General features: G+C 70.8%; 23 protein-coding genes and 3 pseudogenes. 10 read left to right on the forward strand and 16 right to left on the reverse strand.

The window, feature by feature from the left end:
- The 5 genes from IE286_RS21875 to IE286_RS21895 form a co-directional block, all read left to right on the forward strand.
- Positions 1 to 210: transposase family protein (locus IE286_RS21875; RefSeq protein ID WP_229863332.1), on the forward strand; the 210-nt coding region annotated here is incomplete at its 5' end.
- A gap of 163 nt (positions 211 to 373) precedes the next feature.
- Complete coding sequence (locus tag IE286_RS21880) at positions 374 to 799, forward strand: hypothetical protein (RefSeq protein ID WP_189798472.1); 426 nt, start codon at positions 374 to 376, stop codon at positions 797 to 799.
- Between the two features lie 20 nt (positions 800 to 819).
- The gene (locus IE286_RS21885) at positions 820 to 1,680 is read left to right on the forward strand and encodes an immunity 49 family protein (protein WP_189798473.1); all 861 of its coding nucleotides are present in this window, start codon (positions 820 to 822) and stop codon (positions 1,678 to 1,680) included.
- 419 nt (positions 1,681 to 2,099) lie between these two features.
- Entirely contained in the window at positions 2,100 to 2,873 is a 774-nt protein-coding gene (locus IE286_RS21890) for a hypothetical protein (protein ID WP_229863334.1), read from the forward strand.
- A gap of 251 nt (positions 2,874 to 3,124) precedes the next feature.
- Positions 3,125 to 4,258, forward strand: coding sequence for a DUF6177 family protein (locus IE286_RS21895; RefSeq protein WP_189798474.1), 1,134 nt, complete (start codon positions 3,125 to 3,127; stop codon positions 4,256 to 4,258).
- A gap of 125 nt (positions 4,259 to 4,383) precedes the next feature.
- Here IE286_RS21895 and IE286_RS21900 read toward each other — a convergent pair whose 3' ends face one another.
- Positions 4,384 to 5,616 (reverse strand): MFS transporter, encoded by a 1,233-nt coding sequence (locus IE286_RS21900; protein ID WP_189798475.1) that lies wholly within the window; start codon positions 5,614 to 5,616, stop codon positions 4,384 to 4,386.
- 396 nt (positions 5,617 to 6,012) lie between these two features.
- Here IE286_RS21900 and IE286_RS21905 point away from each other — a divergent pair, with 396 nt between their 5' ends.
- Positions 6,013 to 8,556: a helix-turn-helix transcriptional regulator gene (locus IE286_RS21905; protein WP_189798476.1), complete on the forward strand. Its 2,544-nt coding sequence runs from the start codon at positions 6,013 to 6,015 to the stop codon at positions 8,554 to 8,556.
- Positions 8,557 to 8,589: 33 nt separating this feature from the next.
- Here the strand turns inward: IE286_RS21905 and IE286_RS21910 are convergent, their stop codons facing one another.
- A complete protein-coding gene (locus IE286_RS21910; RefSeq protein WP_189798477.1) occupies positions 8,590 to 9,099 on the reverse strand; it encodes an ATP-binding protein in 510 nt (169 codons plus the stop codon).
- A 241-nt stretch (positions 9,100 to 9,340) separates the two neighbouring features.
- Here IE286_RS21910 and IE286_RS21915 point away from each other — a divergent pair, with 241 nt between their 5' ends.
- Entirely contained in the window at positions 9,341 to 10,192 is an 852-nt protein-coding gene (locus tag IE286_RS21915; RefSeq protein ID WP_189798478.1) for a helix-turn-helix domain-containing protein, read from the forward strand.
- 9 nt (positions 10,193 to 10,201) lie between these two features.
- The gene (locus tag IE286_RS21920; protein WP_189798479.1) at positions 10,202 to 10,393 is read left to right on the forward strand and encodes a hypothetical protein; all 192 of its coding nucleotides are present in this window, start codon (positions 10,202 to 10,204) and stop codon (positions 10,391 to 10,393) included.
- Positions 10,394 to 10,396: 3 nt separating this feature from the next.
- Here IE286_RS21920 and IE286_RS21925 read toward each other — a convergent pair whose 3' ends face one another.
- The 14 genes and pseudogenes from IE286_RS21925 to IE286_RS21990 all read right to left on the reverse strand — a co-directional run.
- A complete protein-coding gene (locus IE286_RS21925) occupies positions 10,397 to 11,041 on the reverse strand; it encodes an OmpA family protein (protein WP_189798480.1) in 645 nt (214 codons plus the stop codon).
- A gap of 11 nt (positions 11,042 to 11,052) precedes the next feature.
- Positions 11,053 to 11,631 carry a hypothetical protein gene (locus tag IE286_RS21930; RefSeq protein ID WP_189798481.1) on the reverse strand — a complete coding sequence of 193 codons (579 nt, stop codon included), beginning with the start codon at positions 11,629 to 11,631 and terminating at the stop codon, positions 11,053 to 11,055.
- A gap of 31 nt (positions 11,632 to 11,662) precedes the next feature.
- Positions 11,663 to 12,259: a pilus assembly protein TadG-related protein gene (locus IE286_RS21935; protein WP_189798482.1), complete on the reverse strand. Its 597-nt coding sequence runs from the start codon at positions 12,257 to 12,259 to the stop codon at positions 11,663 to 11,665.
- Positions 12,256 to 12,489, reverse strand: a complete 234-nt coding sequence (locus IE286_RS21940; protein ID WP_189798483.1) for a Flp family type IVb pilin — start codon at positions 12,487 to 12,489, stop codon at positions 12,256 to 12,258. The genes IE286_RS21935 and IE286_RS21940 overlap by 4 nt, the downstream gene beginning before the upstream one ends.
- 123 nt (positions 12,490 to 12,612) lie before the next feature.
- A complete protein-coding gene (locus IE286_RS21945; protein ID WP_189798484.1) occupies positions 12,613 to 13,422 on the reverse strand; it encodes a response regulator transcription factor in 810 nt (269 codons plus the stop codon).
- A gap of 94 nt (positions 13,423 to 13,516) precedes the next feature.
- Positions 13,517 to 15,037, reverse strand: a complete 1,521-nt coding sequence (locus tag IE286_RS21950; RefSeq protein ID WP_189798485.1) for a sensor histidine kinase — start codon at positions 15,035 to 15,037, stop codon at positions 13,517 to 13,519.
- Between the two features lie 17 nt (positions 15,038 to 15,054).
- A complete protein-coding gene (locus tag IE286_RS21955; protein ID WP_189798486.1) occupies positions 15,055 to 15,942 on the reverse strand; it encodes a DUF5936 domain-containing protein in 888 nt (295 codons plus the stop codon).
- A 33-nt stretch (positions 15,943 to 15,975) separates the two neighbouring features.
- On the reverse strand, positions 15,976 to 16,917 hold the full coding sequence (locus IE286_RS21960) for a type II secretion system F family protein (protein ID WP_189798487.1): 942 nt from the start codon (positions 16,915 to 16,917) through the stop codon (positions 15,976 to 15,978).
- 37 nt (positions 16,918 to 16,954) lie between these two features.
- A complete protein-coding gene (locus IE286_RS21965) occupies positions 16,955 to 18,292 on the reverse strand; it encodes a TadA family conjugal transfer-associated ATPase (RefSeq protein WP_189798488.1) in 1,338 nt (445 codons plus the stop codon).
- Positions 18,293 to 18,309: 17 nt separating this feature from the next.
- Complete coding sequence (locus IE286_RS21970; RefSeq protein ID WP_189798489.1) at positions 18,310 to 18,684, reverse strand: TadE/TadG family type IV pilus assembly protein; 375 nt, start codon at positions 18,682 to 18,684, stop codon at positions 18,310 to 18,312.
- Between the two features lies 1 nt (position 18,685).
- Entirely contained in the window at positions 18,686 to 19,015 is a 330-nt protein-coding gene (locus IE286_RS27355; RefSeq protein WP_229863338.1) for a pilus assembly protein, read from the reverse strand.
- A gap of 302 nt (positions 19,016 to 19,317) precedes the next feature.
- Positions 19,318 to 20,580: a CpaE/TadZ family protein gene (locus IE286_RS21980; protein ID WP_189798490.1), complete on the reverse strand. Its 1,263-nt coding sequence runs from the start codon at positions 20,578 to 20,580 to the stop codon at positions 19,318 to 19,320.
- A gap of 13 nt (positions 20,581 to 20,593) precedes the next feature.
- Positions 20,594 to 21,298 (reverse strand): Flp pilus assembly protein CpaB, encoded by a 705-nt coding sequence (gene cpaB / locus IE286_RS21985; protein ID WP_189798491.1) that lies wholly within the window; start codon positions 21,296 to 21,298, stop codon positions 20,594 to 20,596.
- A 391-nt stretch (positions 21,299 to 21,689) separates the two neighbouring features.
- Positions 21,690 to 22,472, reverse strand: a pseudogene (locus IE286_RS21990) (hypothetical protein); the annotation flags it as partial.
- 574 nt (positions 22,473 to 23,046) lie between these two features.
- Between IE286_RS21990 and IE286_RS21995 the strand changes: the two are divergent.
- Together IE286_RS21995 and IE286_RS22000 are read left to right on the forward strand one after the other, a co-directional pair.
- Positions 23,047 to 24,042, forward strand: a pseudogene (locus tag IE286_RS21995) (chitinase); the annotation flags it as partial.
- A 79-nt stretch (positions 24,043 to 24,121) separates the two neighbouring features.
- Positions 24,122 to 24,448: pseudogene (locus IE286_RS22000) on the forward strand (RHS repeat-associated core domain-containing protein); the annotation flags it as partial.
- Positions 24,449 to 24,718 lie beyond the last annotated feature (270 nt).

Genomic DNA, 24,718 nt, shown 5'->3' on the forward strand with positions numbered 1-24,718 from the left:
TGGCTGACCACGGGCATCAAACGCAGGCCCCTGCAGGAACTCACCCCCACCGAGAAGACCGTCAACCGGACCCTGGCCGCAGCGCGGGCACCGGTCGAACGCGGTGTCGCCGGCCTGAAGTCCTGGCGGATCTTCCGCACAGCCCGCTGCAGCCCGAACCGCATGACGTCAATCGCCAAAGCTGTACTCACCCTGGAGCGGCAACGCTGAAGAAGCTCAATGGGCAGAGAATCGTCACCAAGCCATCATCGCGGACACCGCAGCCGAACATCGACTTGAGGCAGCAGAAAAAGCCTACGCCGAAAACCCGACTCCGGAACTGGAAGCCGCGCGAGACGCAGCCGAGGAAGCTCACTCCCCACTGCACGCAGAGATGCTCAAGCAGAGCGAACTATTCGGCGAGCACGTGGCGGAACACCATGCCATTCCCCAGGCATATCCAGGAGCGGAGCGCATCGACAACGGGGAATTTGGCAACAATCGATTCGATCAGATCTATCGGACACCAGACGGCCGCTACGTGGTTGTCGAAGCCAAGGGATCAGCCAGAGCCAGTCTGGGCGAGCGCACCAGTTATCGCGGCAACCGGGTCCAGCAGGGAACCCGTGAGTACTTCGAGACCATCCTTCACCAGATGAGCAAGCGCAGTAAAACAAAGAATGACCCGGTTGAGGCAGAGCTCGCAAGCAACCTGCGCGCCGCGCTCAAGGAAGGGAAGGTGGACTATGTTTTGGTGAAAGCAGACGCCACCCCTGACGGCAGGTATGCTGGGTACAAAAAGTACCAGTTCGACATTTAAGTGAGACCAAGGAGTGATTGATGACCACTCGCGTACCCCGTCAGGAATACCCCGGCGGCGATCCTACACGAATTCTGGAAATGAGCAGCCGTGAGACATTGAGGTCTATCGACGAATTGTCTGATCATCCGGAAATGTTCGGGCTGACGTTTGCAGATGCCGTAAGCACAGCCCAGTTGCACAGCATCCATGACCCAACCGCCGACAAGTCGGAGACCTGGGAAGCGTGGGTCGCCGCCATGCAAGTCGCCGCCGCGCTCTTCGCGGCGGCGACCACCGAGCAGGACACCGTTGAGTGCCGAATCGCCCACGAGATGCGCACGATCCCCGCGATCGCTCCCGCTCACTTCACCGACGCCGGTAACTGGGTCACCGCGTTCTGGCTGGCCGTCGTCTGCCGGGACCAGGACCGCATGACGCAGTTGTCCCAGGTACCCATCGGACTGCTGCGGGCCTCCGGCGCGGTCTACGACGAGTACATTTACCACTGGGTGGACACCCTGCAGACCTACTGGACCGAGCGGCCCGGCCTCGGAGAGAAAATCACCGAGGCTTTCCGCGGCACCGACCCCGACGTCCTGCATGTCGCCGACCGCGAACTGATGCTGAAGCTGCTGTACCCGCCGCTCGAACTGTTCCTGCACTTCCTGCAGCGGGACGTGGAACGGTTCAACGCTTCACTCGTGAGGTCCCTGCACCTGCACAAAGAATTCTGGGCCGCCGACGAGGACCGCCGGTTGGACACGGAGGGCGTGGTGGCCCTCGGCCCCCTGGCCATCGCCTGCCTCGCCTACGACGTCGGCATGCCCATCGACGTCGAATCCGACTACCTGCCCGAACATCTGCTGAAGCGATCCTGGTTGGGCGAGTTCGAGACGTGAGGATGCCGCCTCGGCGCTGCGCCCCTCACCCGCGCCCGCACCATCCGGCCTCCCCCGCCTCCGCTCCCGTCACAGCGAGAAAGCGGAGGCGGGGGCGTTGGAGGCAGGCGAACTGCCCGCCGGGGAGGGAGCGGAGGTGGACGATGACCTGGAGCCGGCGTCGACGGTCGTCGTCGATCGCCTACGCCGTGTCGTCGACCACCAGCACGCGCGGGGACCCGGTTGAACTGTGCCGCACGGCCCCCACGGATTGCGGGACCGGGCAAGAGGAGGAGGGCGTCCGCCTCCCACCTCATCCCCAGCCGCGGTGTCAAGAAAGGTCACCCGCCTCCCCGCCAAGGACGTACCCGCGTGAGTACATCAAGGTACCATTCTAGCGGTCGTCGACTACTGGATGGATCGGGCAGAAGGCTAGGACCATGACACGATTTCAGGAATTGCTGCGTACCGATTTCGACGGCCATCCCGCGGAGGACATTGACGATGTCATCCTCGACGCTTTCGACGACACCAGGTACCGGGAACGAGTCCCCGGCATCATCGAATTGATGAACGACCCGGCGGCACCGGAGTCCGAGCGCTTCCTCGCCTGCCTCGCTCTCACCACATGGGCCGAGCCGCAAGGCTACGAGGCTGTGATCCGCGCCGCAGCGGATCCGAAGAACGCCCCGTGGTACGGGGCTCTGATCGATCGCAAGTTCTCGGTGGACAGTACGTTCGCGCAGCTCGCGGCAGCCGCCGGCGAGAGGGACATGGTCACCGAGAAGGGCACCGGGGAACAGCGCGTCGAGGTATTGCGCGCTCTCATTCGGCTCGCTGACAGCGAATACTTCGAGGACAAGCTCGGCGAAATTGTCGACGATGCCACGCTCAGGCTGCTTTTGGGTGACGTCCGGGACGTCGTGGAACGTGGAGTACGGTTCATCGCGGACGGCGGGAAGCGGTCGTTCGACCTGACCACCCAGCTCGTCGACCTGGCTGTCGGTGTGGCCAGGGTCGACGTGTCGCTGGCAGTCGAACTCGCCCTGCGCGTGCTGAGCGTAGGTTCGTCGCCGCGTGCGCTGAAGCATGCCGTCACGCTCATCTACCGCGCGCCGGGGCCCGAGCGGCGACGCTTCGCCGATTATGTGATGTCCATCGGCGACGAAGAGGTCCGAGGACTCGTTCGCGAGGCCCTTGCTGCCGGCACCTGACCGCTCGATCTCGCTCCGGCAGCGGCTGCATGCCCTCCCTGCCAGCGGAAACCCATGACGACTTCAGCAGCGCGCACAGTGTCCTCGCACGCGGCTGGCCTGCCCGGGCGCGGCGCACTCGTGCCCCGCGCGCGGCGAGCCTGCCTGACCGCGGCACGCTCGTCCGCCGCAGTCCGGCGAGCGCGCTCCTCCGGACGGCGGCGCCGGCCGGAGAACCGACGATCGACCAAGAGGAAAAGACGGGCCTCCGTATGACTACCGGGGCCTTCGCCGCGCGTCTTGCGACCCTGCTGGGCGGCACCGTCTGGCCGCCGGACGCGCCCGGCGCCGACGACCCGTCCCACCCCGTCGACACCTCCGGCATCACGGCCGTCCCCACCCCCGCCGCCGCACAGCCCGCCGTCGACGTGCTCACCGACAAGGTCGCCGTGGTCCTCCAGGACCGACCCGTCATCGCCATGACCAGCTGGCTGTCCGAGGCCCTGCGGGCCGCCCTGCAGAGCGAGCGCGCCCTGCAGATCGTCACACCGCGCCACTGCCGCCTCTCCCTGCCCACCGGCACCGCGCTCACCGGCCCGCCCACACGCTGGGTCGTCCAGGACCCCGACTGCGGCTACTACGACGGCCTCACCGGCGCCGTCCTGCGCTGGCAGGACGGCGCCTTCCGCACCGCCGAGACCTCCGACGGCCACACCCCGCTCGCCTCGGCCTTCGCGGACGCCGCCCGCACCGGCGAGCGCCAGCTCCTCCTGCGCTTCCGCACCGTCCACCAGCCCGAGGCCCATCTGCTCCTCGGCGGTGCCCTGGAAGCCGCCTGGCAGGCGCTCGCCGGCGAACTCCCCACCGGCTGGGGCACCGCCGAACCCGCCAACCTGCCCTGGTCCCGGCGCCACCTCACCGACCTGGCCTACGAACGCGCGCCCCGGCCGACCTGGACCGTCGTCGTCGGCTCGGCCGACCGGCCCGCCCTCGCCACCCTGCGCGTGCTGCGCACACCAGAGGGAGTCGAGGAGGACATCACCCTCGCCATCGGCTTCCGTGAGGGCGAGCAGCCGCCGGTGTCCGCCGTGGCGGACCTCGCCGCCGAACTCACCGCACGGCACAACCTGCGCACCCTCCTCGCCCAACTGCGCGAGGCTCGCGCCGACCTCACCGTGCCGCCGCACTTCGAACGGCCACCCGTGCCGTTCGGTTACGCCCTCGGCCCCACCGAAGTCGCCGAGGCGGACCCCGCGATCGCCGCCCGCCCACCGCTCGCCACCGCCCCCGTACGACTCGGCGCCGCGACCAGGCCCGGCTACTACTACCCGCTCGGGGACGGCGAGTCGGTCGAGGGCTGGTCCGCCTTCGAGACACTGCTGCGACACCTGCGCGGCACTCCGTAACAGCCGGGGGGGCGGCTTCCCACTAGCCGGCCACTCGTCCCTGCGCCGTCGGCGCCTTCGCCCACTGCGTCTGCCGGAAGAACGCCGGAGATGCAGCGTGACCTACGGTGGGGCTTAAGGGCGGGTCAGCCGCGCTGGTCCGCCCCGGTGGAGAGGGGCGGACCAGGGGTGACCGTGGGCTTCGGGGGGCGTTCCGCAGCGGCGCTGACGGCGGTGATGAGGAGCGTGATGCCGACACCGCCGAGGATCGCGGCCGAGGGGGACGCCAGGTTCAGAGCGACCGCGGACAGCGACGCGGTGAGGCTGTAGCCGACGCCCTGGACCGCGTACATCACGGAGTAGGCGGCGGCGTGGGCATGCTCGGGCAGCCGTTCCCGGAGGCTGAGGTTGCGGGTGACCATGACGCCGGACTGGAAGAAACCCGCCGGCAGCAGCGCCACGGCGATGCCCGCCAGACCCGGCAGCAGCGTGATCAGGCAGACCCAGCCGGCGGTGACGGCGAGGAAGACCAGGCTCTGCACGCGTACCGAGCCGGGCCAGGTCCGCAGGCCGTAGCAGAACGCGCCGGCCGCGCTGGCCAGTGAGAAGCCGGCGAGCAGCAGACCCGACCAGCCGACGGCGATGTGCCGGTCCTCCAGGAGGGCCGGAAGGACCAGTTCCGCGGTGGCCAGCATGGCCATGGCGGCCGCGCTGGTGAGGTAGACGGGCCAGCCGGACAGCAGGGTCCGGGTCATCGGCGCCGAGGATCGCTCGGCGGACGCGGCAGGCTGCGCGGCCTCAGGCTCTTCGAGCCGCAGCAGCAGGAGCGAGGCGGTGGCCATCAGCACGGCACCCAGGACCAGCGGTGCACCGGGGTACACCTGGAGGGCCAGGATCACCACCAGGCCGGGTGCCGCGGCCCAGACGCACTGGGTCAAGGTGGCCTCGGCGCTCAGCGCGCGGGACACCAGATCCTCGTTCACCAGCCGGGTCAGCATGGCCCGGAGACCGCCGGGGCAGGCGGCGGGTGCCGCACCGGCCAGAAAGGCGAGGGCGAGCAGAACCGGCGACGGGGCGGTGTGCGCGAGCGGCAGGGCGCCGAAGGCCAGGGCGCCCGCCATCAGCCCGGCGGACAGCTGCAGCCGCTGCCGGCCGCCGCTCAGCCTGGTCCCGAGCAGGGGCGCGCCGACGACCTCGCCCAGGACGTAGGCGGAGGCCAGGCTCGCGCCGAGGGTGTAGCCACCCGGGCTCTGCCGGGCGAGGAAGACCAAGGCCAGCGGCGCCATGGCGACCGGCGCCCTGCCGGCCAGGGAGATCGCCGCCCACAGCGACAGCTCACGGGTCAGCAGCTCTCGGTAGCTCGGGCGTGCGGACGACACCGGCGCTCGCTTCCTGTGCAGCCTGGGTTCCGACGGACTGCCGGAACCTGCACGCCAGTGTATTGACCGGGCGTGGCGAGGACGACTACCTGGGCGAGCAGTACCGGTGCAGTGCGGGGACCACCCGGTCGAGCAGTCCGTCCGGGTACCCGGAACACGCGCGGGCCGGACGCAGGTTGCCTGTCATGGCTGTGGTGCGGCCGCGACCGAGCCGGCCGCGGGACCGGATCCGCTACGGTGACCAGCGCTGCGGAGCAGGGTTGTCGGACAACAGGGTGAGGAGGGTCACCGCGCCCGGGCCGCCACCGGGGGAGACGGTTCGTTCCTGTTCCGGTGGCCGGCATGGTCGACGCGTCACCGGCTCCTGGCCGAGAACATCGACACCCGGGGGTGAGCATGCCCGACGTCGGACTGCACGGTCGCGAGGAGGAACAGCGGCGCATCGCAGGCCTGATCGACCGCCCGGTCCACGACGGCCCCCGGGTCCTGATCGTCAGCGGTGAGGCCGGCATCGGCAAGACCAGACTGCTGAGCGAAGCGGCGCACCGTGCCCGGCAGCGGGGCATAGCCGTCCACCATCACCGCCCGGCGGGTCCCGGGGTATTGGTGCCGGCGGGCCCTCCCCCGCACGTCGCAGGCCTCTCCTCGCTGCACGTGGTCGACGACGTACGAGACCTGACCGCCGGTGACCTGCGCACGGTGCTGGCCACCGTACGGCAGGATCCCGCGCCGTCTCCGACGCTGCTGCTCGCCCGGTCCGCCACGGCGCAGGCACCGCCGCCGAGTGCGGTCGCCGGTGTCGGGGCAGACCTGCTGGAGCTGTCGCCGCTGACCGCCGGGGCGGTCCGCGATCTGGTCCGTGACCTCATCGAAGTGGAGCCGAAGCCCGGCCTGCTGGACGTGGTGACCTGCGCCCACGGCAACCCCCGGCTGATCGTGGAGCTGGTGGAGGGCCTGGCCGAGGACGGCCGTATCGGCCCCGAGGGCGAGCTGCTCCGGCTCACCCCGCGGCAGCTTCCGGCACGGGTACGGGCCGCGATCGACGACCATCTGCGGCCGCTGTCCCGGGAGTCGGTGCAACTGCTGCGCGTGGGCACGATCCTGGGCCGTACCTTCTCGCTCTCCCAGGCCGCGGCCCTGCTGGGCACCGGCACCGCCGCCCTGCTGCCCGCCCTCGACGAGACGGTGGCCGCCGGTCTGCTGACCTTCGCCGACGACGGGGTGTGCTTCCGGCACGCGCTGGTGCGACGCGCGGTGTACGAGTCGATCCCCGCAGCCGTGCGCGCCGCCCTGCGCCAGGAGGCGCAGCGGTACGGGGACCAGGCCGGCGCACCGGAGCACGATCCGGCCGAACCGGGACGCCGGGAGCGTGCGCGGAAGCAGCCCGGGCCGGTGCCGGGCGAGGCGAACGCGACCGCGGCGGCCCGTCTCCTGCTGCAGGCCGGGCACACCGAGTCCGTGGTGCTGCTGGTCCGCAGTGCGCTCGGCCGGCCCCTGCCCGCGCACGAGGAGAGGGTCTTCAGGGGTCTCCTGACCGGCTTCATGCTGGCCGGCGGACAAGCCGGGGCCGCGTTCGCAGCAGACCCGGTGGTCTCTGCGTCCGCCGGTTCCTTGCCTCTCCCTCCCCCCGCCGATGCCTGGGCGGACGCCGTGCTCGACCGGTTGGCGGTGACCGGTCCCCAGGCCGAGCAGACCGCTGCGCTCGTGCTGTCCGGTCTGGAGTGGGCCGAGGGCCGTACAGGTCCGGCCCTCCACTGGGGCCGCCGTGCCGTCGAGCTTTCCGTCCCGTCCGATGCTCCGGCCGACGGCGCGTACCCTCGGCTGGCACTGGCGGCGAAACTGGTCGCGCTGGGCGGCACGGCGGAGGCGGACCAGTTCCTCCGGCAGATCACCGCAGGGGAACCGGTGGACCAGGACGACCTCGCCTTCCGCCTCGCCGGAGATCTCGTCCGGGCCGCGGCGCATCTGCGGTCCGGGAACCTCGATGCCGCACGCCGGCAGGCCCTGGACGTCCAGCGCACCGCGTCGGATCATGACTTGCGGGTTCTCACGGCCTGGGCGTCAGCCGCTCTGTGCCGCACCGACCTGCTCGCCGGCGACACCGACGCGGCGGCCGCCCATCTCGCCGAGTGCCGCGCAAGCCGGTCCGCTCTGAAGGCGTTCCCGCACCTGGCACTGCACTGCCACTGGCTCGACGTACTGCTGCACGCCGCACGGAACAAGGTCCGCGAGGCGTCCGGCCTGCTCGCCGTCTCCCCCGGTCCGCTGCCGTCCTCCCGGCCGCTGCTGCTGGCGGAGCCGGGCGCTGCGGCCTGGTTCGTGCGCTTCTCCCGCCGTACCGGCGATCCCGCGCTCGCCGACGCGGCTCTGAGGACCGTGGAACGGCTGGCAACGGACAACCCGGAAGCGCCGGGCGTGCGCCTGGCCGCCCTGCACGCCCGCAGCCTCTACGAGTGCGACCCGGACGGCATCGCGCGGGCCGCGCGGGACCACCAGGACGCGTGGGCACGGGCCTGCGCGGCCGAAGACTTGAGGGCACTGCTGGACGAACGGCAGACCGCTCCGGGCACCTGGGAGCAGACGCCCCAGCCCCAGCCCAGGCCTCCGCACGGCACGTTCACCACGCGGGACCTCGTGGGCCGGATGACCTTCGTCGACCCCACGGATCACCAGCGGCAGGCCTTTGCGGAACGGACCGTTGAGGCGCTGACCGACACGGAGCGGAGGATCGCCGGCCTCGTCGCACAAGGCCTGACCAACCGCCAGGTGGCTCAACGCGTCCACCTGTCACCGCACACGGTCAACTACTACCTGCGGCGCATCTACGGCAAGCTCGGCATCCGCTCCCGCGTCGAACTCGCCCGCCACGTCCACGACCACGACCTGGAACGGAACGGCCCGACCATCCCTCGGAGCGAAGCCCGGCCCCGGCAAGCGTGAGCCGTGAACCGGACGTTCCCGGCCACCTCGTCGTCACCCTCCCCTGCGCCGTCCGGCCTGGTACGCCCGGGCTCCCGCCCTGGGCAGAACCGCCCACGTCCGCGTGCCCCCGCCCGGCTCCCGCGCGGCACCGAACCCCCAGTCGCCGCCGCAGGCCCGCACCACACAGGCCGCCAGGCGCAGCATCGACCGACGGCGCGCGTCGCAGGCGGCGGCGAGGTGGGTATGGGTGTGACGGGGGTGCGCGTCGTAGAGGACAAGGCGGAGGGCTTCGTCACGGAAACGAAGGCGGAAGTAGATCTCCGGGGCGGCGGTGAACCGGCAGGCACAGGCCGCGAGATCGCTGGCCACCTGGATCGCGGCGGCGGAGATGTCGTCGAGGCCATGGGCGGGCAGAACCGTGCGAAGTGTCGCCCGCACGATCGCCGGCGTCCGCAGGGCGGCGGGGAGGGTGAGGCTGTAGGCGAGGGTGTCGGGGGTGGGGGGTGACGCAATGGGCTCGACAGGTGTACAGGCCGAGGTGGCGGATGCGGGTACGGGCATGGCAACTCCCAAGCGCGTAGGAATGGTTGTCACTCCGCGCGTACGGTGGCCTGTCGCCCGTACCTGGCATGGCAAGGGAGATGCACTTCCGTGATGGCGGAGGGCCGTGATCGACCTGTCACAGACGGTAGTGCACGGAAGTGGCAATTTGCCACCGCATCGTCGAGATTGCCACTAATGTGTGGACCCGCGCGGGACCCAGCAGACAGACTGCCGCTGCGACCACTGGAGGATGTGACATATGCCGCCGAGGGCTACGCCCACAGAACGCCAGAAGCGATTGGGCGCGGAGCTGCGCAAGATGCGCCTCGCAGCGGAGGTCTCCACGGATTACGCCGCCGGACTGCTCGGTCTCGACAGAACGAAGATCTCCAACATCGAGTCAGGGGTTCGCGCCATCACACCCGATCGAGTGCGAACTCTCGCCTGCAACTACGACTGCCGGGATCAGGCCTACGTCGATGCGTTGGCCGAGATGGCCGCAGACCGCAGGCGAGGGTGGTGGGAGACCTACCGAGGCCAACTGCCTGCGGGCCTGCTCGACATCGCCGAGCTGGAATGGCATGCACGAAAGGTACGCGCGGGACTGGCCATGCATGTGCCTGGCCTCCTCCAGACCGACGCCTACGCCCGCGTGCTGTTCTCCATGGCACTGCCGGCCTTGTCCCCTATGGAGGTCGAGTTGCGCGTGGCCCTGCGGATGCAGCGGCAACAGGTCCTCCACCGCGACAACCCGATCACCTACGTCGGATACGTGCACGAAGCAGCCCTGCGCATCGAGTTCGGCGGCCCGAAAGTGATGCGGGCGCAGCTCGACCACCTCTGCGACATCTCGGAGCGGCAGAACATCGACGTACGCGTCATCCCGTTCAAGGCTGGAGCCTTCCCGGGCGCAGGACAAGCGGTCATGTACGCCGAAGCGCGTGTGCCGCAGCTGGACACCGTGGAACTCGACTCGGCACATGGTCCGGAGTTTCTGCACGGCCAGTCCCAGCTCGACAAGTACCGATCACACTTGGACTGGATGGAGGCGGTGTCTCTGTCCCCCTCCGAGTCCCGAGCTTTTATGCGCAACATCGCAGTCGACTTCTGAGGAGCACTGATGAGTGACATCACCTGGGAAGAGCCGTTCTGCGCCGAAGGCGCCAACTGCTTCCGCCTGGGCACCGACAGCGACGGCAACGCCTACATCGCCATCGCCGGCCAAGAAGACCACCCGCTGGTGGACAGCAAGGAAGCCCTCCGCGCACTGATCCGCGAGATCAAGGCGGGGAGGGCAGACCACCTGCTGTAGGGATCAGCTCCCCGTACGCGGGAACGTCACCTCCACCCGGCGGTTCTTCCTGCGGCCCTCCTCGGTGGAGTTGTCCGCGATGGGGTAGTCCTCGGCGTACCCACGGACGTCGAACGTGATGTCCGGATCGTTCAGCTTCTGCGCCAGCACGTTCTGGACGGCGTTGGCGCGCTGCTTGGACAGCACGACACCGTGTTCGTGGGTGCCGAGGTTGTCGGTGAAGCCGAAGACACGGACCTGCGTCGCGTGCTGCTTCTTGATCTCCTGCGCGACCGCGTCGAGGCGTGCCGTGGCCTGATCACTGAGCTTCGCGCTGTCCTTGGGGAACAGCACCTCCGCCTGCAGGGCGAACGTCACGTCCGCGTTGGTGTCCTCACGCCGTTCCTCTCCGCCCTTGTCCTCGACCACCGACTTGATGTCCAGCACCTTGGGCGCGGCGAGCGTGGCGCCCTCGGACAGTTTGAGGTCGGGGTCCTTCGGGTCGACCTGCACCGGTGCGGAGGCGGAGGGCTGCGTGCCGGGGGGCACGCTGGGTCCACTGTCCGCGCGGGCCACGGAAGCGCCGTAGAGCGGCCCTGCGGCCAGGAGCACGGCGACGGTCAGGGTGAGGGCCAGGCGCGGGCGGGTTCGTGTGGTGTAGGTGGTCATCGCAGGCCGCCTCAGCCGGAGATCTTGACGGTGGCGCTGGAGAAGGTGGGCAGTTGGAGGGTCACCTCGGTGGTGCTCGCGGGTGGGGCCGGGAACTGCATGAAGACCGGGATGGTCTGCCCCGAGTCGATGGTCGTAAGGCCAGTGGTCGTCAAGGGCCGGCCGTCCGTGTCCCGCAGAACGTAGTAGCGCTTCTTGCCCTGCGAGTCCACGAGGGTCGCACCACCGAGTGACTGCCCGTGCTTGATGACCTCGGTCTCGTCGCCGCTCAGGCGTGACGGGATGACTGTCGACTTGGCTCCGTCGTTCTTCAGATCGCCGTTCAGCGTGACGAACCCGCCTGAGTCCCGCTGAGCAGAGAAGATTTGCAGGAGCAGCCCGTCCGGTCCCCTCAATTCCGCCACAGGGGCTTGTGCCTTCTGCTCCTGAGCACTCGGCTCAGACCCGTTGCTTTGCTTCGCGTTCGACGCCTGAGCCTCCGGCTTCTTGTCCTCTCCCCCGCCTCCGCAGCCAGTCGCGCCCAGGGCCAGACTGCCCGCGAGGGCCAAGACGACCGCCCCCCTACGAACCCTTGCAGTCCACATGCTCATCGCTCTGGTTCCTTAATCACTTGTCGTTCGCTTACCGGTCGACCAGGTGAACGTCGAACAGGTCATGGGGCTCAGGCAGGTCGGTGAGATGCTTGGGATCGAGATCCCAGTCCTCCTTGCAGGACAACCGTGGCAACTCATCATGACCAGCCTTTCCAGCCAGGGGCTGGAAACTACAGAGCGGCACGATCACGGCGGTGGCCCGCGCTTTCGACCGGGTCGCTTCCGTGATCGGAACCAGCGATTTCCCCATAGTCTTGTTGGTTTGGACCTCGACTGTGTAGCCAAGCAGGCCGTCCGGGTCACAATCCAGCAGGTGAGCGTCGTTCTGCTGCGCCAGCTGAGAGGCTCGCCAGCAGGAGGACCGGATCCCTTGGCCGTTGCCCTGGAAGATGTCCTGCCATTTGGTCGGTTCGAGCACGTCCTTCACCCACTCGCCCGCAAGCTGATCCCGGGTGTCCTGCGCCGCAGCCAAGGCGGCTGCATCGGCCGCCGTCTGAGCACTGTTCCGGTTGACTGCCGCCTGCCCCACAGCGAAGTAAGCGAGCGCAAGAAAGAGCAGACCCGCCACCACCGTGATGTAGATGGGGAAGGCCTGCCCGGCGTCCCTGCAACGCCGTCCGTTCAATTGCCAACTTTGGCGATCAGCCCGGTGATCTTGTCGAGGATCGTCTGCCCGATACTCGTCCCCGTAATAGCCAGCACGATCGCCACCACCACGGCGATGATCCCCAGATACTCGACCGCGGTCTGGCCCCTGTCGCCCATGCGGCGGTTCATCGCGTCGACGGTGGTGTTCTTCCAGCCGTGCAGGCGGGTCTTGGTCGCCACCGCGGTCTTGAGCAGCCGGTCGCTCATGGTGATCCCCTCCGGGTTGCGTGTCGGTGCCGCTTGCGACACCGGGAACGTACGCTCGGGAATTCCCTTCGGCCGAGGGTCCCTGGGCCCAATTCCGGACCCAGAGCGGCAGCACGGTCCGGCTCACCCTTCTTCTCCCCTCCCTTGCGAGGTCGCGTCCGGGGCCGTGCCCAGCCACTTGGCGGCGGCCTCGGCGCGGCTGGTGCTGTGGAGCTTGGCGAAGATGCGGTTGATGTGGTTCTTGACGGTCTTCTCGCTGATGAAGCAGGCCGCCGCGATCTGACGGTTGGTCATGCCGCTGGCGATGAGGTCCATGATCTCCGCTTCCCGCGCGCTGAGCCGGAACTTGTCCCGGTCGACGGCGGCCGGACGGGATGGGCCCCACTCGGGCGTGGCGGACGCCGTCGTACCCGAGCGCGGGGGCGGAGGAAGAAGGGGGGCTGTGTCGTCCCCATGGCCAGGCGTCGCCGCCCTCGGCATCCGGGCCCGCGCTGCACCCGGCCCCAGGCCGAGGGCGCCGGCCGCCGTGGAGGTGAAGTGGGCGCCGCCCTCGTGCACGCTGCGCACTGCGGCGGCCAGCTGTTCGGCGGTGAACTCGCCGTGGACGAGGTAGCCGCTCGCGCCCCGGCGCAGGCACTCCTGCACGATCCGGGACTCGCGGCTGTAGGTGAGCATCAGCACCGGGGCCAGGCGGACCAGGTGGGGCAGGGCGGCCAGGCCGTCCAGGCCGGGCATGCGGACGTCGAGCAGGATCACGTCCGGGCGGTGCTGTGCGGCGGCCTGCAGGGTCTCGCTGCCGTCGGCGGCCTGGGCCACGACCGTGATACCGGAGCGGCCGTCGAGCAGGGCGGTCAGTCCGGCGCGGACCACCGGGTTGTCGTCGGCGACGACCACCCGCAGGGAAGCGGGCGGGGGCGGGGGCGAACCCTGCATCGGTGGCCTCCTCTCGGGCCGCTCGTCTCGGTCGGGGGATGATGTGCCCCGGTGTCGGGGCGCTGCGGGAGTGCGGTGCAGACGGTGACGTGGCTCAGGGGCTCGGTCCGCTCGCCGGGGGTGCGGGCAGGGCCGTGAGCGGGAGTTCCAGGCGGACCTCCGTGCCGGTCGGGTGGGTGCCGCGGCCGATGCGGATGCGGGCGCCCACCGCGGCGGCGCGCTCGACCATGCCGACCAGGCCGAACCGTCCTGCCGCGCGGAGCCGTTCCAGCGTGGTGTCCGAAGGCAGACCCTTCCCGTCGTCGTGGACGCTGATGCACAGCAGGCCGTCGTGCACGTCCGCCCGTACGTCGACGCGGGTCGCGTCCGCGTGGCGGTGGGCGTTCTCCATCGCCTCGGTGGCCACGGCCAGCAGGTGGCGGGCGGTGGCGGCGGGCAGGGGCGGGACGGGGGCGCCGGCGGGGTGGCAGACGGCGGGCAGTCCGGTGCGGCTGGTGAAGGCGCGGGCCTCGGCGGTCAGGTCCGCCACGAGGTCCGTGGTGGGCGGCGGACCTCCGTGCTGCTCCTGGCGCAGGTCGGTGAGGAGTTCCCGGGCCTCGGTGGCGGCGCGGCGGGCGGAGCGGGCGACGAGGTCGGCCTGCTGCCTCACCAGGGCGGTGTCCGGGTGGTCGGCGCCGGCCGTGGCGGCCAGGGCGTCGGCGGCCAGAGCGACGCCGTGCAGGGTCTTCGCCACCGAGTCGTGCATGTCGCGGGCGAGGCGGGCGCGTTCCTCGCTGACCGCCTCCACGGCGGCCAGGCGGGCGTGGGCGGTGGTGAGCGCGCGGGTGGCGGCGCCGAAGCGCAGCAGGAGGGTGCGCTGGCTGGCGCCGGCCGCGCCTGCCACCAGGCACAGGCCGGGGACGAGAGCGGACTGGGCGAGGTGGGCGTGCAGGTTCTGTTCGGCGGCCTGGACGAGCAGCAGGATCAGCGACTGGAGCGAGGCGAGGACGGCCGCGCCGCGCCAGCCGTAGAGGATGCCGGCGAGCAGGGGCGTGCAGACGCTGACGTAGGCGAGCGTGCTGTCCGGGCCGGCCGCGATCAGCGGCAGCGCGCCGAGGACGGTGTCGGCGGCGAGGAGGGTGGGGTGGCGCACGAGGAGCGGGCCGAAGCGTTCCCAGTCCCGGAAGAGGACGTAGGAGCCCATGAACGTCACCACGACGGCGGCGCCGACCAGGCGGACGGCCAGTCCGGGGGCGGCGTGGACCAGGGCGAAGGGGGCGGCCAGGGCGATCATCGCGAGGCGGAACGCGAAGACGTGGCGGCACATCGCCTGCACGGCGCGCACCTGGAGTTTCAGGCTCTGCTCGGTGTCGGCGTCGGTGTCCGAGCCGGAGTCGGTGCCGGTGCCGGTTGCGGCGGCGTCATGCGCGGGCGGCTCCCGGAGGATGTCGCCTGCCGTGCCTCCGTGCGGCTGCTGTCCCTCCGGCGCCGGGACCGGCATCTCGGGCGCCGGGACCGGCGTCAATGGAGCCGTATCGGCCGGTGGAGGCGCGGGCTGCGGGGCGGGCGGCGGCTGCTGTGCCGCGCGTTCCCAGCCGGGCGGCAGTGCGGGGGGTTTCGGTGCGGTGGCGGACATGGCGTGGCGCCTCCTCACTACTCGCCCGCGATCGAGCCGAAGTCCACGCCCGAGCCGAGGAGCAGACCGGCGCCGAGGAGGATCATCGTGGCCGGGACCATGAACGTGGTGATCATCAAGGTGGCCTTGGGGACGGCGCGGGCCGCCTTGCGGCGGGCGTTCTGGGCGTCGGTGCGGCGCATGTCCTTGGCCAGGGACACCAGGGTGTCGACGATCGGCGCGCCCAGTTCCTCGCCCTGCTGCAGGGCGGTGACGAACATGGCGACCTGTTCGGAGTCGTTGCGGCGGCGCAGTTCCGCGAAGGCCTGGCGGCGGCTCATGCCCAGGTCCATCTGGCGCAGGGTGATGCGGATCTCGTCCGCCCAGGGGCCCTCGTAGCGGGACGCCACCCGGTCCAGTGCCTGCCGGAAGCCGAGGCCCGCGCTGACGACGACCGCGAGCACGTCGAGGAAGTCCGGCAGCGTGCGTTCGATGACGTCCTTGCGGTGGCGGACGGCGGCCCAGATGCCGACCTCCGTCCAGAACGCACCGAAGGCCAGCAGCAGCACGGCCACCAGATACTGGCCGCGCAGCAGGAACACCAGGAAGCCCACGGCGCCGAGGAAGCCGTAGACGGCGCGGCGGGCGGCGTAGCGGTCGATGGTCAGGCCGCCGGGGTTGCCGGCCAGGTCGATCCGGCGGCGGTACTTCGCGACCAGCTTCGGTCCCATCAGCCGCAGGACGAGGGGGGCGTAGCGCATGCCGAGGCGGTCGACGAGCGAGCCGACCGCGCCGGTGCGGGTGGAGCCGACCTCCAGGGCGAGGGCGAGGTCGGACGGCAGGCGGGCGTCCGAGCGGTACATGCGGACGCCGGCGAAGATGCCCCAGACGCTCAGGCCCGCCACGAGTGCCAGCAGGACGGCCATCGGCTGATCCCCTCCCCTTTCGCGGACCGTGGCTCAGACGTCGATGCGGGACAGGCGGCGGATGAGGACGAACCCGACCGCGTACAGCGCGAACGCGACGATCACCGCGATCTGGCCGGCCGGGGAGCCGGTCATGCGGTCCAGGGCGCCGGACTTGACGCCGTTCATCAGGAACAGCGCGCCGACGCCGAGCACGGGGACGGCGTAGGAGGTCATGGTGACCTGGGACAGCTGGGTGCGGACCTCGCGCCGGGTCTCCTTGCGTTCCTCCAGCGTCTCGGTGAGGTTGCGCAGGGCGCTGACCACCTGTCCGCCGGCCCGGTTGGACAGCACCAGGGTGGTGACCAGGACGACCAGTTCGCGGGAGGGCAGGCGCTCGGCGAGTTCGCCGAGGGCGTCGTCCAGGGAGGCACCGAGGGCGAGCTGGTCGGCGACCTTGGACAGCTCCTCGCCGGCGGGGGCCTCCAGTTCCTCGGCGGCCATGCCGATGGCGGTGCGCAGGGCGAGGCCGGCGTGGGTGGCGTTGGCGAGAATGCGGGACAGTTCGGGCAGCTGGTTGATGAACTTCTCGATGCGGCGTTGCCGTTGCCAGGTGAGGAACTGCCAGGCGGCCCACACGCCGAGCAGGCCGGCGAGCGGGCCGAAGAACGGTGCCAGTGCGGCGTGGCCGATCAGCCAGAGCGCGGCGACCACGGCGGCCATGACCGCGGTGAACTCGCCCGGGGTGATGTCCAGGCCGGTCGCGGCGAGTTTCCGTTCCAGCCGGCGGCCGAGCCGGGTGCGGCGCAGGCGGCGGTCCAGGGAACGGAACCGGCGCCGGCGGGCGGCGGGCACGGGCCCGGTCCGGGACAGACGGTCCACCAGGGCGGCGCGCTGGGCGCGGCCGGCGGCGTAGACGTGGACGCCGGTGACGGCCAGGACGCAGGCCAGCAGGGTGACGCCGGTGGTGAGGGTGATGAGGGTGCTCAGTTCCATGGGGCGGTTCCTCCCTGGTCCCCGGGGCTCGTCGAGGTCACCTGGCTTCCCGGGTGGCCAGTTGGTCTGCGGACCGGGCGACGCCGAAGGCCGGCGGGACGGGCTGGCTCGCCAGGTAGAGGCGTTCGGCGGTGCGGCGGGGCAGCGGATGGTGCTCGAAGACGCCGTGGACGCGGCCGTCGGCGGCGATGGGCTGGGCGACGAAGCGGGCGACGGTCGCCAGCCGGTACGGTTCGCCGCCGTGGCTGTCCAGGACCGCGATCTCGGCGACGCGTCGGGTGCCGTCGGGGAACCTGGTCAGCTGGACGATGACGTCGACGGCGCTGTTGATCTGGTCGTGCAGCGCGACGAACGGCACCTCGACGTCGGACATGGAGGCCAGGGTCTGCAGCCGGGTCAGCGCGTCCTCGGCGCTGTTGGCGTGGACGGTGGCGAGCGAGCCGTCGTGGCCGGTCGACATGGCCTGCAGCATGTCCAGGGACTCGCCGCCGCGGACCTCGCCGACGACGATCCGGTCCGGGCGCATCCGCAGGGAGTTGCGCACCAGGTCGCGGATGGTGATCCGGCCGCGGCCCTCCACGTTGGGCGGGCGGGACTCCAGGCGGACCACGTGCCGCTGCTGCAGCTGGAGTTCGGCGGAGTCCTCGATGGTGATGATGCGCTCGTCCTCCGGGATCAGCCCGGACAGGGCGTTGAGCAGGGTGGTCTTCCCGGTGCCGGTGGCGCCGGAGACGATGATGTTGAACTTCGCCTGCACCAGCGCGGCCAGCAGGAACACCATGTGCTCGTCCAGCGAGCCGAAGGAGATCAGTTCCTGCAGGGTGAAGGAGCGCGGGAAGCGGCGGATGGTGAGGGTGGGGCCGGTCAGCGACAGCGGCGGGATGATCACGTTGACGCGTTCGCCGGACGGCAGCCGGGCGTCGACCATCGGATTGGACTCGTCCACGCGGCGGTTGACCGTGGAGACGATCCGCTCGATGGTCTGCATCAGCTGGTCCGCGGAGGCGAACCGGATCGGCAGCTGTTCCAGCCGGCCACCGCGCTCGACGAAGATCGCGTCGGGGCCGTTGACCATGATCTCGGTGATGGAGGAGTCCTCCAGCAGCGGTTCGAGGATGCCGAGACCGAGGGCCTCGTCGACCACCCGGCGGATCAGCTGGGCGCGCTCCACCGTCGACAGCACCGGGCCCTCGCGGCTGATGATGTGCCCGAGGACGCGTTCCAGGCGCGTGCGGCGCTCGGCCGGGGCGAGCGCGCTCATCTCCGCGAGGTCGATCTCCTCCAGGAGCTTGGCCCGGTAGGAGGCCACCAGGTGGCCGTCCTCGCCGCGGCCGGTGCGCTCCTCGGGGGAGCTGATGCGTGCGCGCAGGCTCATCGGTGGCGTCCCCCCTTTCAGTGGTCGAGTGGCATGGTGGCGGTCTTGCGGACCTGGCCGAGGTTCCAGCCGGGCACGATCGAGGGGATGGGGACGGCCGCGGTCACGGTGACCTCGCTGCCGCCGTACGCGGCCGGGCAACTGGTGCCGCCCGCCAGCCCGTTGCTGACCGCCCGGGCGCAGGCCTGCCCGGCGTCCTGGCCGAGAGACGCCGCACGCGCCCCGGCCCGGGCCGCGGTGCCCGCCTGCTGGGCGGCGTAGGCGACCAGACCGATCTGGACGACGGCGACGGCGACCAGCATCAGCACCGGGATGAACCCCAGGTACTCGATGGCGACCTGGCCGCGGTCGCGGTGGCGGCGGCGTGACGTCGTCGTGCGGGCGTGAGGCATGTCAGTCCGCCTTCCCCTCCTCCACGGCGCCCGCGTGGGCCTTCACCGGGACCGGGAAGCCGATCAGCCCGGGAAGGAGCACGGGGACCTTCAGCTCGACGCGGGCCGTGACGTACCCGGATCCCCGGCCGCCGCAGCTGATCGTGGCGCCGTCCTGCCACGCGCCCGGCAGGTCTTCGCGTCCGGCCTGCTCGCATGCCCCCTGGCCCCCCTCCGCGATCGCCCCGGCCCGCACCGCCTCGTCGGCAGCATTCCCCGCGAGGGTGTACGTGTATCCCAGCAGCACGCACTGCCACAGCAGCACCAGCGTGACGAGGATGACGGGCGCCATGCCCAGGAACTCGACGGCGACCTGACCGCGGTCGCCGCGCGGGCCCAGGCCGGGATGCGGCCCTCGCCGGCTGCCGGTGCGAGGTCGGCCGTCGGCGGCCGGTCGGCTGCCGGTGCCCGGGCGGCCGGGGGTGCGCGGTAGACCGTCGGTGCCCGGGCGGCCGGGGGTGCATGGATGAGTGCCGGTGCCCGGGCGGCCGGGGGTACGTGAGTGACCGTCGGTGCCCGGGCGGCCGGCGGTGTACAGCCGGCCCTCGGTGCGTAACCGGCGCCGTGCGGGGATCGCCCGCATCGCCCGCATCCTCATCCCCCCGTCCTGCCCCGCCGGCGGAAGCTCACCGCGCCCCGGTCGCCGCGCAGCCGGCCCCCGCCTGCGCGGGCGGGCTCCCCCTCGGGCGCCTTGACCAGGCGCAGTTCGCCGGCCAGGGACCACAGGGCCTGTTTGACGGTGCTGCGGTTGTCCAGGTCGTGGATGCGGCCGGAGTCGACGGCGCCCTGCAGTTCCTTGTAGGCGGCCGGGATCGCGGTGGCCGCCACCGCCGTACCGGTGATCTTCTGCACCAGGGACGGCTGGATCTCCGCACTGCGGGTGAGCCGGTTGACCACGACCGTGGTCTCCTGCGCCTTGCGGATCCGCAGCCGCTCCCACATCCGCACGGTCCGCTTGGCGGCGCGGACCGCGACGACGTCCGGGGTGGTCAGCAGCAGCGCCGTGTCCGCCATCTCCACGGCGGCGGCGCCGGCCGCGCTGAGCTGGGCGCCGCAGTCGAGGACCACCACGTCGTAGCGGGAGCGCAGGGCGCCGACGATGTGGCGGGCGGCCCGGTCGGTGACCTCCTCGCCCCGCTCGCCCTCCCCGGGCGCGAGCAGCAGCGTGATGCCGGTGTCGTGGCGGAAGACGGCGTCGGCCAGGACACGCGGGGAGATGTCGGTGATGGCGGCCAGGTCCGCCACCGAACGGCGGAACTGCACGTCCAGAAAGGAGGCGACGTCACCGGACTGCAGGTCCATGTCGACCAGGGCGGCCGCGTGCCCGGAAGCCTGCGCGGCGAGGGCGAGCTGGACGGCGGCGAGGGTGGCGCCCACGCCGCCCTTGGCGCCGCTGACCGTGACCACCCGGCCGCCGGCCCCGCCGGACGCGTCGCCGCCGTGCCCGAGGTGACGGCGGACGCCCGTCGACCACTGGGCCACCGCCTGCACCCGGCTGGCCAGTTCCTCGAAGCTGAGCGGAAGCGCGACCAGGCCGCGCGCGCCGGAGTCCATGGCGGCCGAGAACAGTCCGGGGCCCGCGTCGGAGGTGACGAGGATGACGCCGACCGCCGGGAAGCGCAGCGCCACCTCGCGGATCAGCTCCAGGGCCGGTACCGGGCCGATCCGTTCGTGCACCACCACGACCTCGGGCAGCTCGTCGACGGACTCGGCGGCCAGGTGGGCGAGGGTGTCGACGAGCTGGGTGGAGTCGGTGACCGGCGGGAGGGGCTCGGCGTCGGGGAGCTGGCTGAGCAGGGTGGTGAGGGACCGGGCCGCGTCCGCGTCGCCGACGGCCGGGAGGATCCTGGTGGGCATGCGTGCGGGCCTCTCACTTGTCCTTGGCAAGGGTGTAGGTCCGGTCCTGGGCCGGGACGTCGGTGTCGCCGCCGGGTGCCACCAGGGCGAGCCGGACCCGCTGGGCGAAGGACTCGGCGTAGGTGATGCGCTGGGCGTCGATGGTGGACAGCGCGAAGGTGATGGGCACGGCCTCGGAGGGCTGACCGCGATGGTCGGCGTCGGGGTCCAGAGCGGTGATCTTGCCGACGTCGATCACCCGGGCATTGGTGACGATGATCTTGGACTGGTCGGGGTCGCCCTCGCGCTGCCCGGCGAAGGTGGCGTACACATTGACCGTGGAGCCGGGCGTGATCTTGCCGGCCACACCCGTGGCCGCGTCGATCATGATGGCGACCTCCTGCTGTCCCGGCTGCAGGGCGGGCCGCGCGACGATCATGTCGCTCTGCAGGAGCGAACCCCGGCGCAGTGTGGTGACCGCGATCTTGCCCCGGATTCCGGAGAGGTCGGTGACGGCGGTCGGCGACAGCCACCGCTTGGGGATCGAGACCTTCTCGAACTGGCCGGCGTTCAATGTCGTGTAGGGCGCCACGTCGGACTTCAGCCGGTAGGCGGTGACCTCGGGCCCGACCTCGGACTTGACGTCGCTGATGACGGTGAGCACGCCCGCGAAGGCGCCCAGGGCGCAGACGACGGACAACAGCAGGAGTATCACGCCGCGGCGCTGACGGGAGTTCATGAACCGTACTACCTCGTTCGGGGAAGCGGTCGGGCGAAGTCTCGTTCCGGGAAGCGGTCGGAAGCGGTCGGGCGAACGCCGGTCGGCGGACCGGCTCGGCGGGAGGGGCGGCCGGCTATCCGGTCGTCGGGGGACTCTCCAGGGCGGGCGCCTGGCCGCCGTGGACGGCGCGGTCACCGGAGGCGTCGTACCCGGGGCCGTAGGCATACCCGCCGTACCCGGAGCCGTTGCCGCCGTACCCGGAACCATTGCCCCCGTACCCGGAACCGTTGCCGCCGTACCCGGAACCATTGCCCCCGTACCCGGAGCCGTTGCCCCCGTACCCGTCGTGGGCGGGGGCGCCGGAGGCGGACGAGCCCGGGGCGGCGGCCGCGCGGGCCGGGGCATCGCCGGCGGGCAGGGTGGCGGAGCAGAAGACGCAGCGGTCGCCGATGACATCGATGCCACACCAGTGGCACACGCCCTGCCGCACCGAGGCCACCAGCTGGTAGAGCACCGACAGGTCGGGCAGATAGGCGCAGAACTCGACCAGCTTCCCGGTCCCCCACCAGCGGGCCGACTCGGCCGGCAGCGCGGACTCGTGCAGCCCGAGGACCCGCCAGGCCGGGGCGAGGGTCGTGCCCGCCCAGTCGGACTGGAGCCGTCCCCGCGCCACCACCATCCAGGTGCCGAAGTCCGGCCCGCGCAGCACCGCGCCGGGCCCGACCCGCACGAGCTGCGGCTCGGGGTGGGCGACGACGGCGAACTGGGTGCCCGGCACCCAGGACCGGGCGTGCGCCCGCAGCCCGACGGGGACGCGGTCCAAGTGGGCGACGGAGGGCAGGACGGCCCCGCAGTGGACGTAGTGGGTGAGCAGCCGGCCCGCCGAGGCGAGCACGCCGGGCCCCAGACCGCAGGAGGCGAGCTGCCGTAACTGCCGGGCCAGGACGGCGACACCGAGCGGCGGAAGCTGAGGGCTGAACAGGGCGATGCGGTCGCTCTCCAGCAGGGAGCGGACGGTGTGCAGCCGGCGTTCCACCGCGCCGGCCACGCCCGGGGAGGTCACGACGATCACATGCCCGTACCGGTCGAGCAGGCCCTGCATGCCGTCCAGCACCTGCTCCAGCGGCTGCCGGTCGACGTCCTGCAGCACAGCGGCGGGCACGGTTCGCTCGTCCTGCGCGGGCAGCGCCATGTCGGCGCTGGTGACAGCGATGACAGTGGACACGCGCGCTCCCCCCGGTCGGACGCCGTCCCGGCGCGCCGACAGTCCTGCGGCGTACCGAGCCGACTTCACTGCGTGACTCCCTCAGCACTGTATCCACGCCGTTGTGACGGGAGAACAGTGATTCAGCAGCCGGATGACATCTGATGGTGCTCAAGTCACGGCAAATCAGGGCAGGTCGATCAAGCGCGGCAGACCCGAAAGCGTGAGTGACAGACCGCGCGTTGACCGCGCAGTCCCCGGCGCAAACCGGGCCACTGCGGCCCAACGACCCCTGGGTTCCGAGAACTTCACCGCGACCCCATTGACAACTCAATTGGTCTGGACCAACTTGGGGGGCAACGCGGTGGCCACCGTGCTCCAAGCACCCCCCACAACCCCAACCACACCCTGCCCTTTTCACTCCCCCCTGTCCTCTACACCCCTCCCCCACTCTTTCCTCCTCCCAACCCCACAAATCCTTCCCCCCCAACTCCTTCCCCCCACGGAGGCACCAGTGACCTTGGCACCGAGTACGCTCCGGCGCCGCCGCGCATGGGCCGTGGCCGGCGTGGCCGCCCTCGCCCTCTCCTTCGCCGGCACCGGCCAGGCCTCGGCAGCGGGCACCGCCACGTCCGCCGAGCCGGCCGCGGTGACGGCGAGCAGCGCCGCGGACCTGCCCAAGCACGCGGTGACGGGCTACTGGCAGAACTTCAACAACGGCGCCACGGTGCAGAAGCTGTCGGACGTGCCATCCGACTACGACATCATCGCGGTGGCCTTCGCCGACGCCACGACGACGCCCGGCGCGGTCACCTTCAACCTGGACTCCGCCGGCCTGGGCGGCTACACCGTCGACCAGTTCAAGGCCGACATCAAGGCCAAGCAGGAGGCCGGCAAGAAGGTCATCATCTCGGTCGGCGGCCAGAACGGCACGATCTCGGTGAACGACGACGCGTCGGCGGAAGCCTTCGCCAGCTCGGTGTACGGCCTGATGCAGGAGTACGGCTTCGACGGCGTCGACATCGACCTCGAGAACGGCATCAACGCCACCTACATGACCAAGGCGCTGCGCTCCCTGTCGGACAAGGCCGGCTCCTCCCTGGTCATCACGATGGCCCCGCAGACCATCGACATGCAGACACCCTCGGCCGGCTACTTCCAGACCGCGCTGAACATCAAGGACATCCTCACGGTCGTCAACACCCAGTACTACAACTCCGGCACGATGCTGGGCTGCGACGGCAAGGTCTATGCCCAGGGCTCGGTCGACTTCCTGACGGCCCTGGCCTGCATCCAGCTGGAGAACGGCCTCGCCCCGTCCCAGGTGGGCCTCGGCGTTCCCGCCTCTTCCAGCGCAGCGGGCAGCGGCTACGTCTCCCCGTCGGTCGTGAACAACGCCCTCGACTGCCTCACCCAGGGCACGAACTGCGGCAGCTTCAAGCCCTCGAAGACCTACCCCGACCTGCGCGGCGCGATGACCTGGTCCACCAACTGGGACGCCTCCGCAGGCAACGCCTGGGTGAACGAGGTCGGCCCCCACGTGCACGCCCTGCCGTGACGGGACGGTCGTGAGAGCGTGACCTGAACCGTGGACCGCTGAACACGGCAACGGGCCCCGGAGCCAGGAGGAACGGCTCCGGGGCCGCTTCTTCGCCATCGTCACCGACCTGGTCGGCACACCTACCGAGTTGGTGGACGAACACGGCCACCTCGCATGGCGTGCCCGATCCACCCTGTGGGGGACAACGGCATGGGCAGCGAACAGCAGCGCGTACACACCGCTACGCTTCCCGGGCCAGTACTACGACCCGGAGACGGGGCTCCATTACAACTTCTTCCGCCACTACGACCCTGAGACAGCACGGTACGCAACACAGGACCCTCTCGGGCTCTTCCCAGCACCGCATCCTTCTGCATACGTTCAAAACCCTCACCGCTGGGTTGAACCGCTGGGTTTGGCGCCTGGCTATGGACAGACGCAGCACTTCGCCAGCTACAGCGCAGCGCGTGCTGACGCGCGAGAGAAGGCTGGACTAGGTGACGATGCTGTACCGTTCGTCCAGGAGATCGGCCCGCAAAAAGGTCGCGTAACCGGGATGCAAAGCCCCGATGGCCTGCGCGGCTGGCGAGTCGACTTTGATCCAGGAAACCCGGAAAAAGGTTTCCATGTCAACTGGTGGGCCAGAAAAGGACCTAAGCGAAGCGACGGATGGCAATACGGCGCAAATATAATA

The sequence above is a fragment of the Streptomyces thermodiastaticus genome (assembly GCF_014656135.1).
Classification (GTDB): Bacteria; Actinomycetota; Actinomycetes; order Streptomycetales; family Streptomycetaceae; genus Streptomyces; species Streptomyces thermodiastaticus.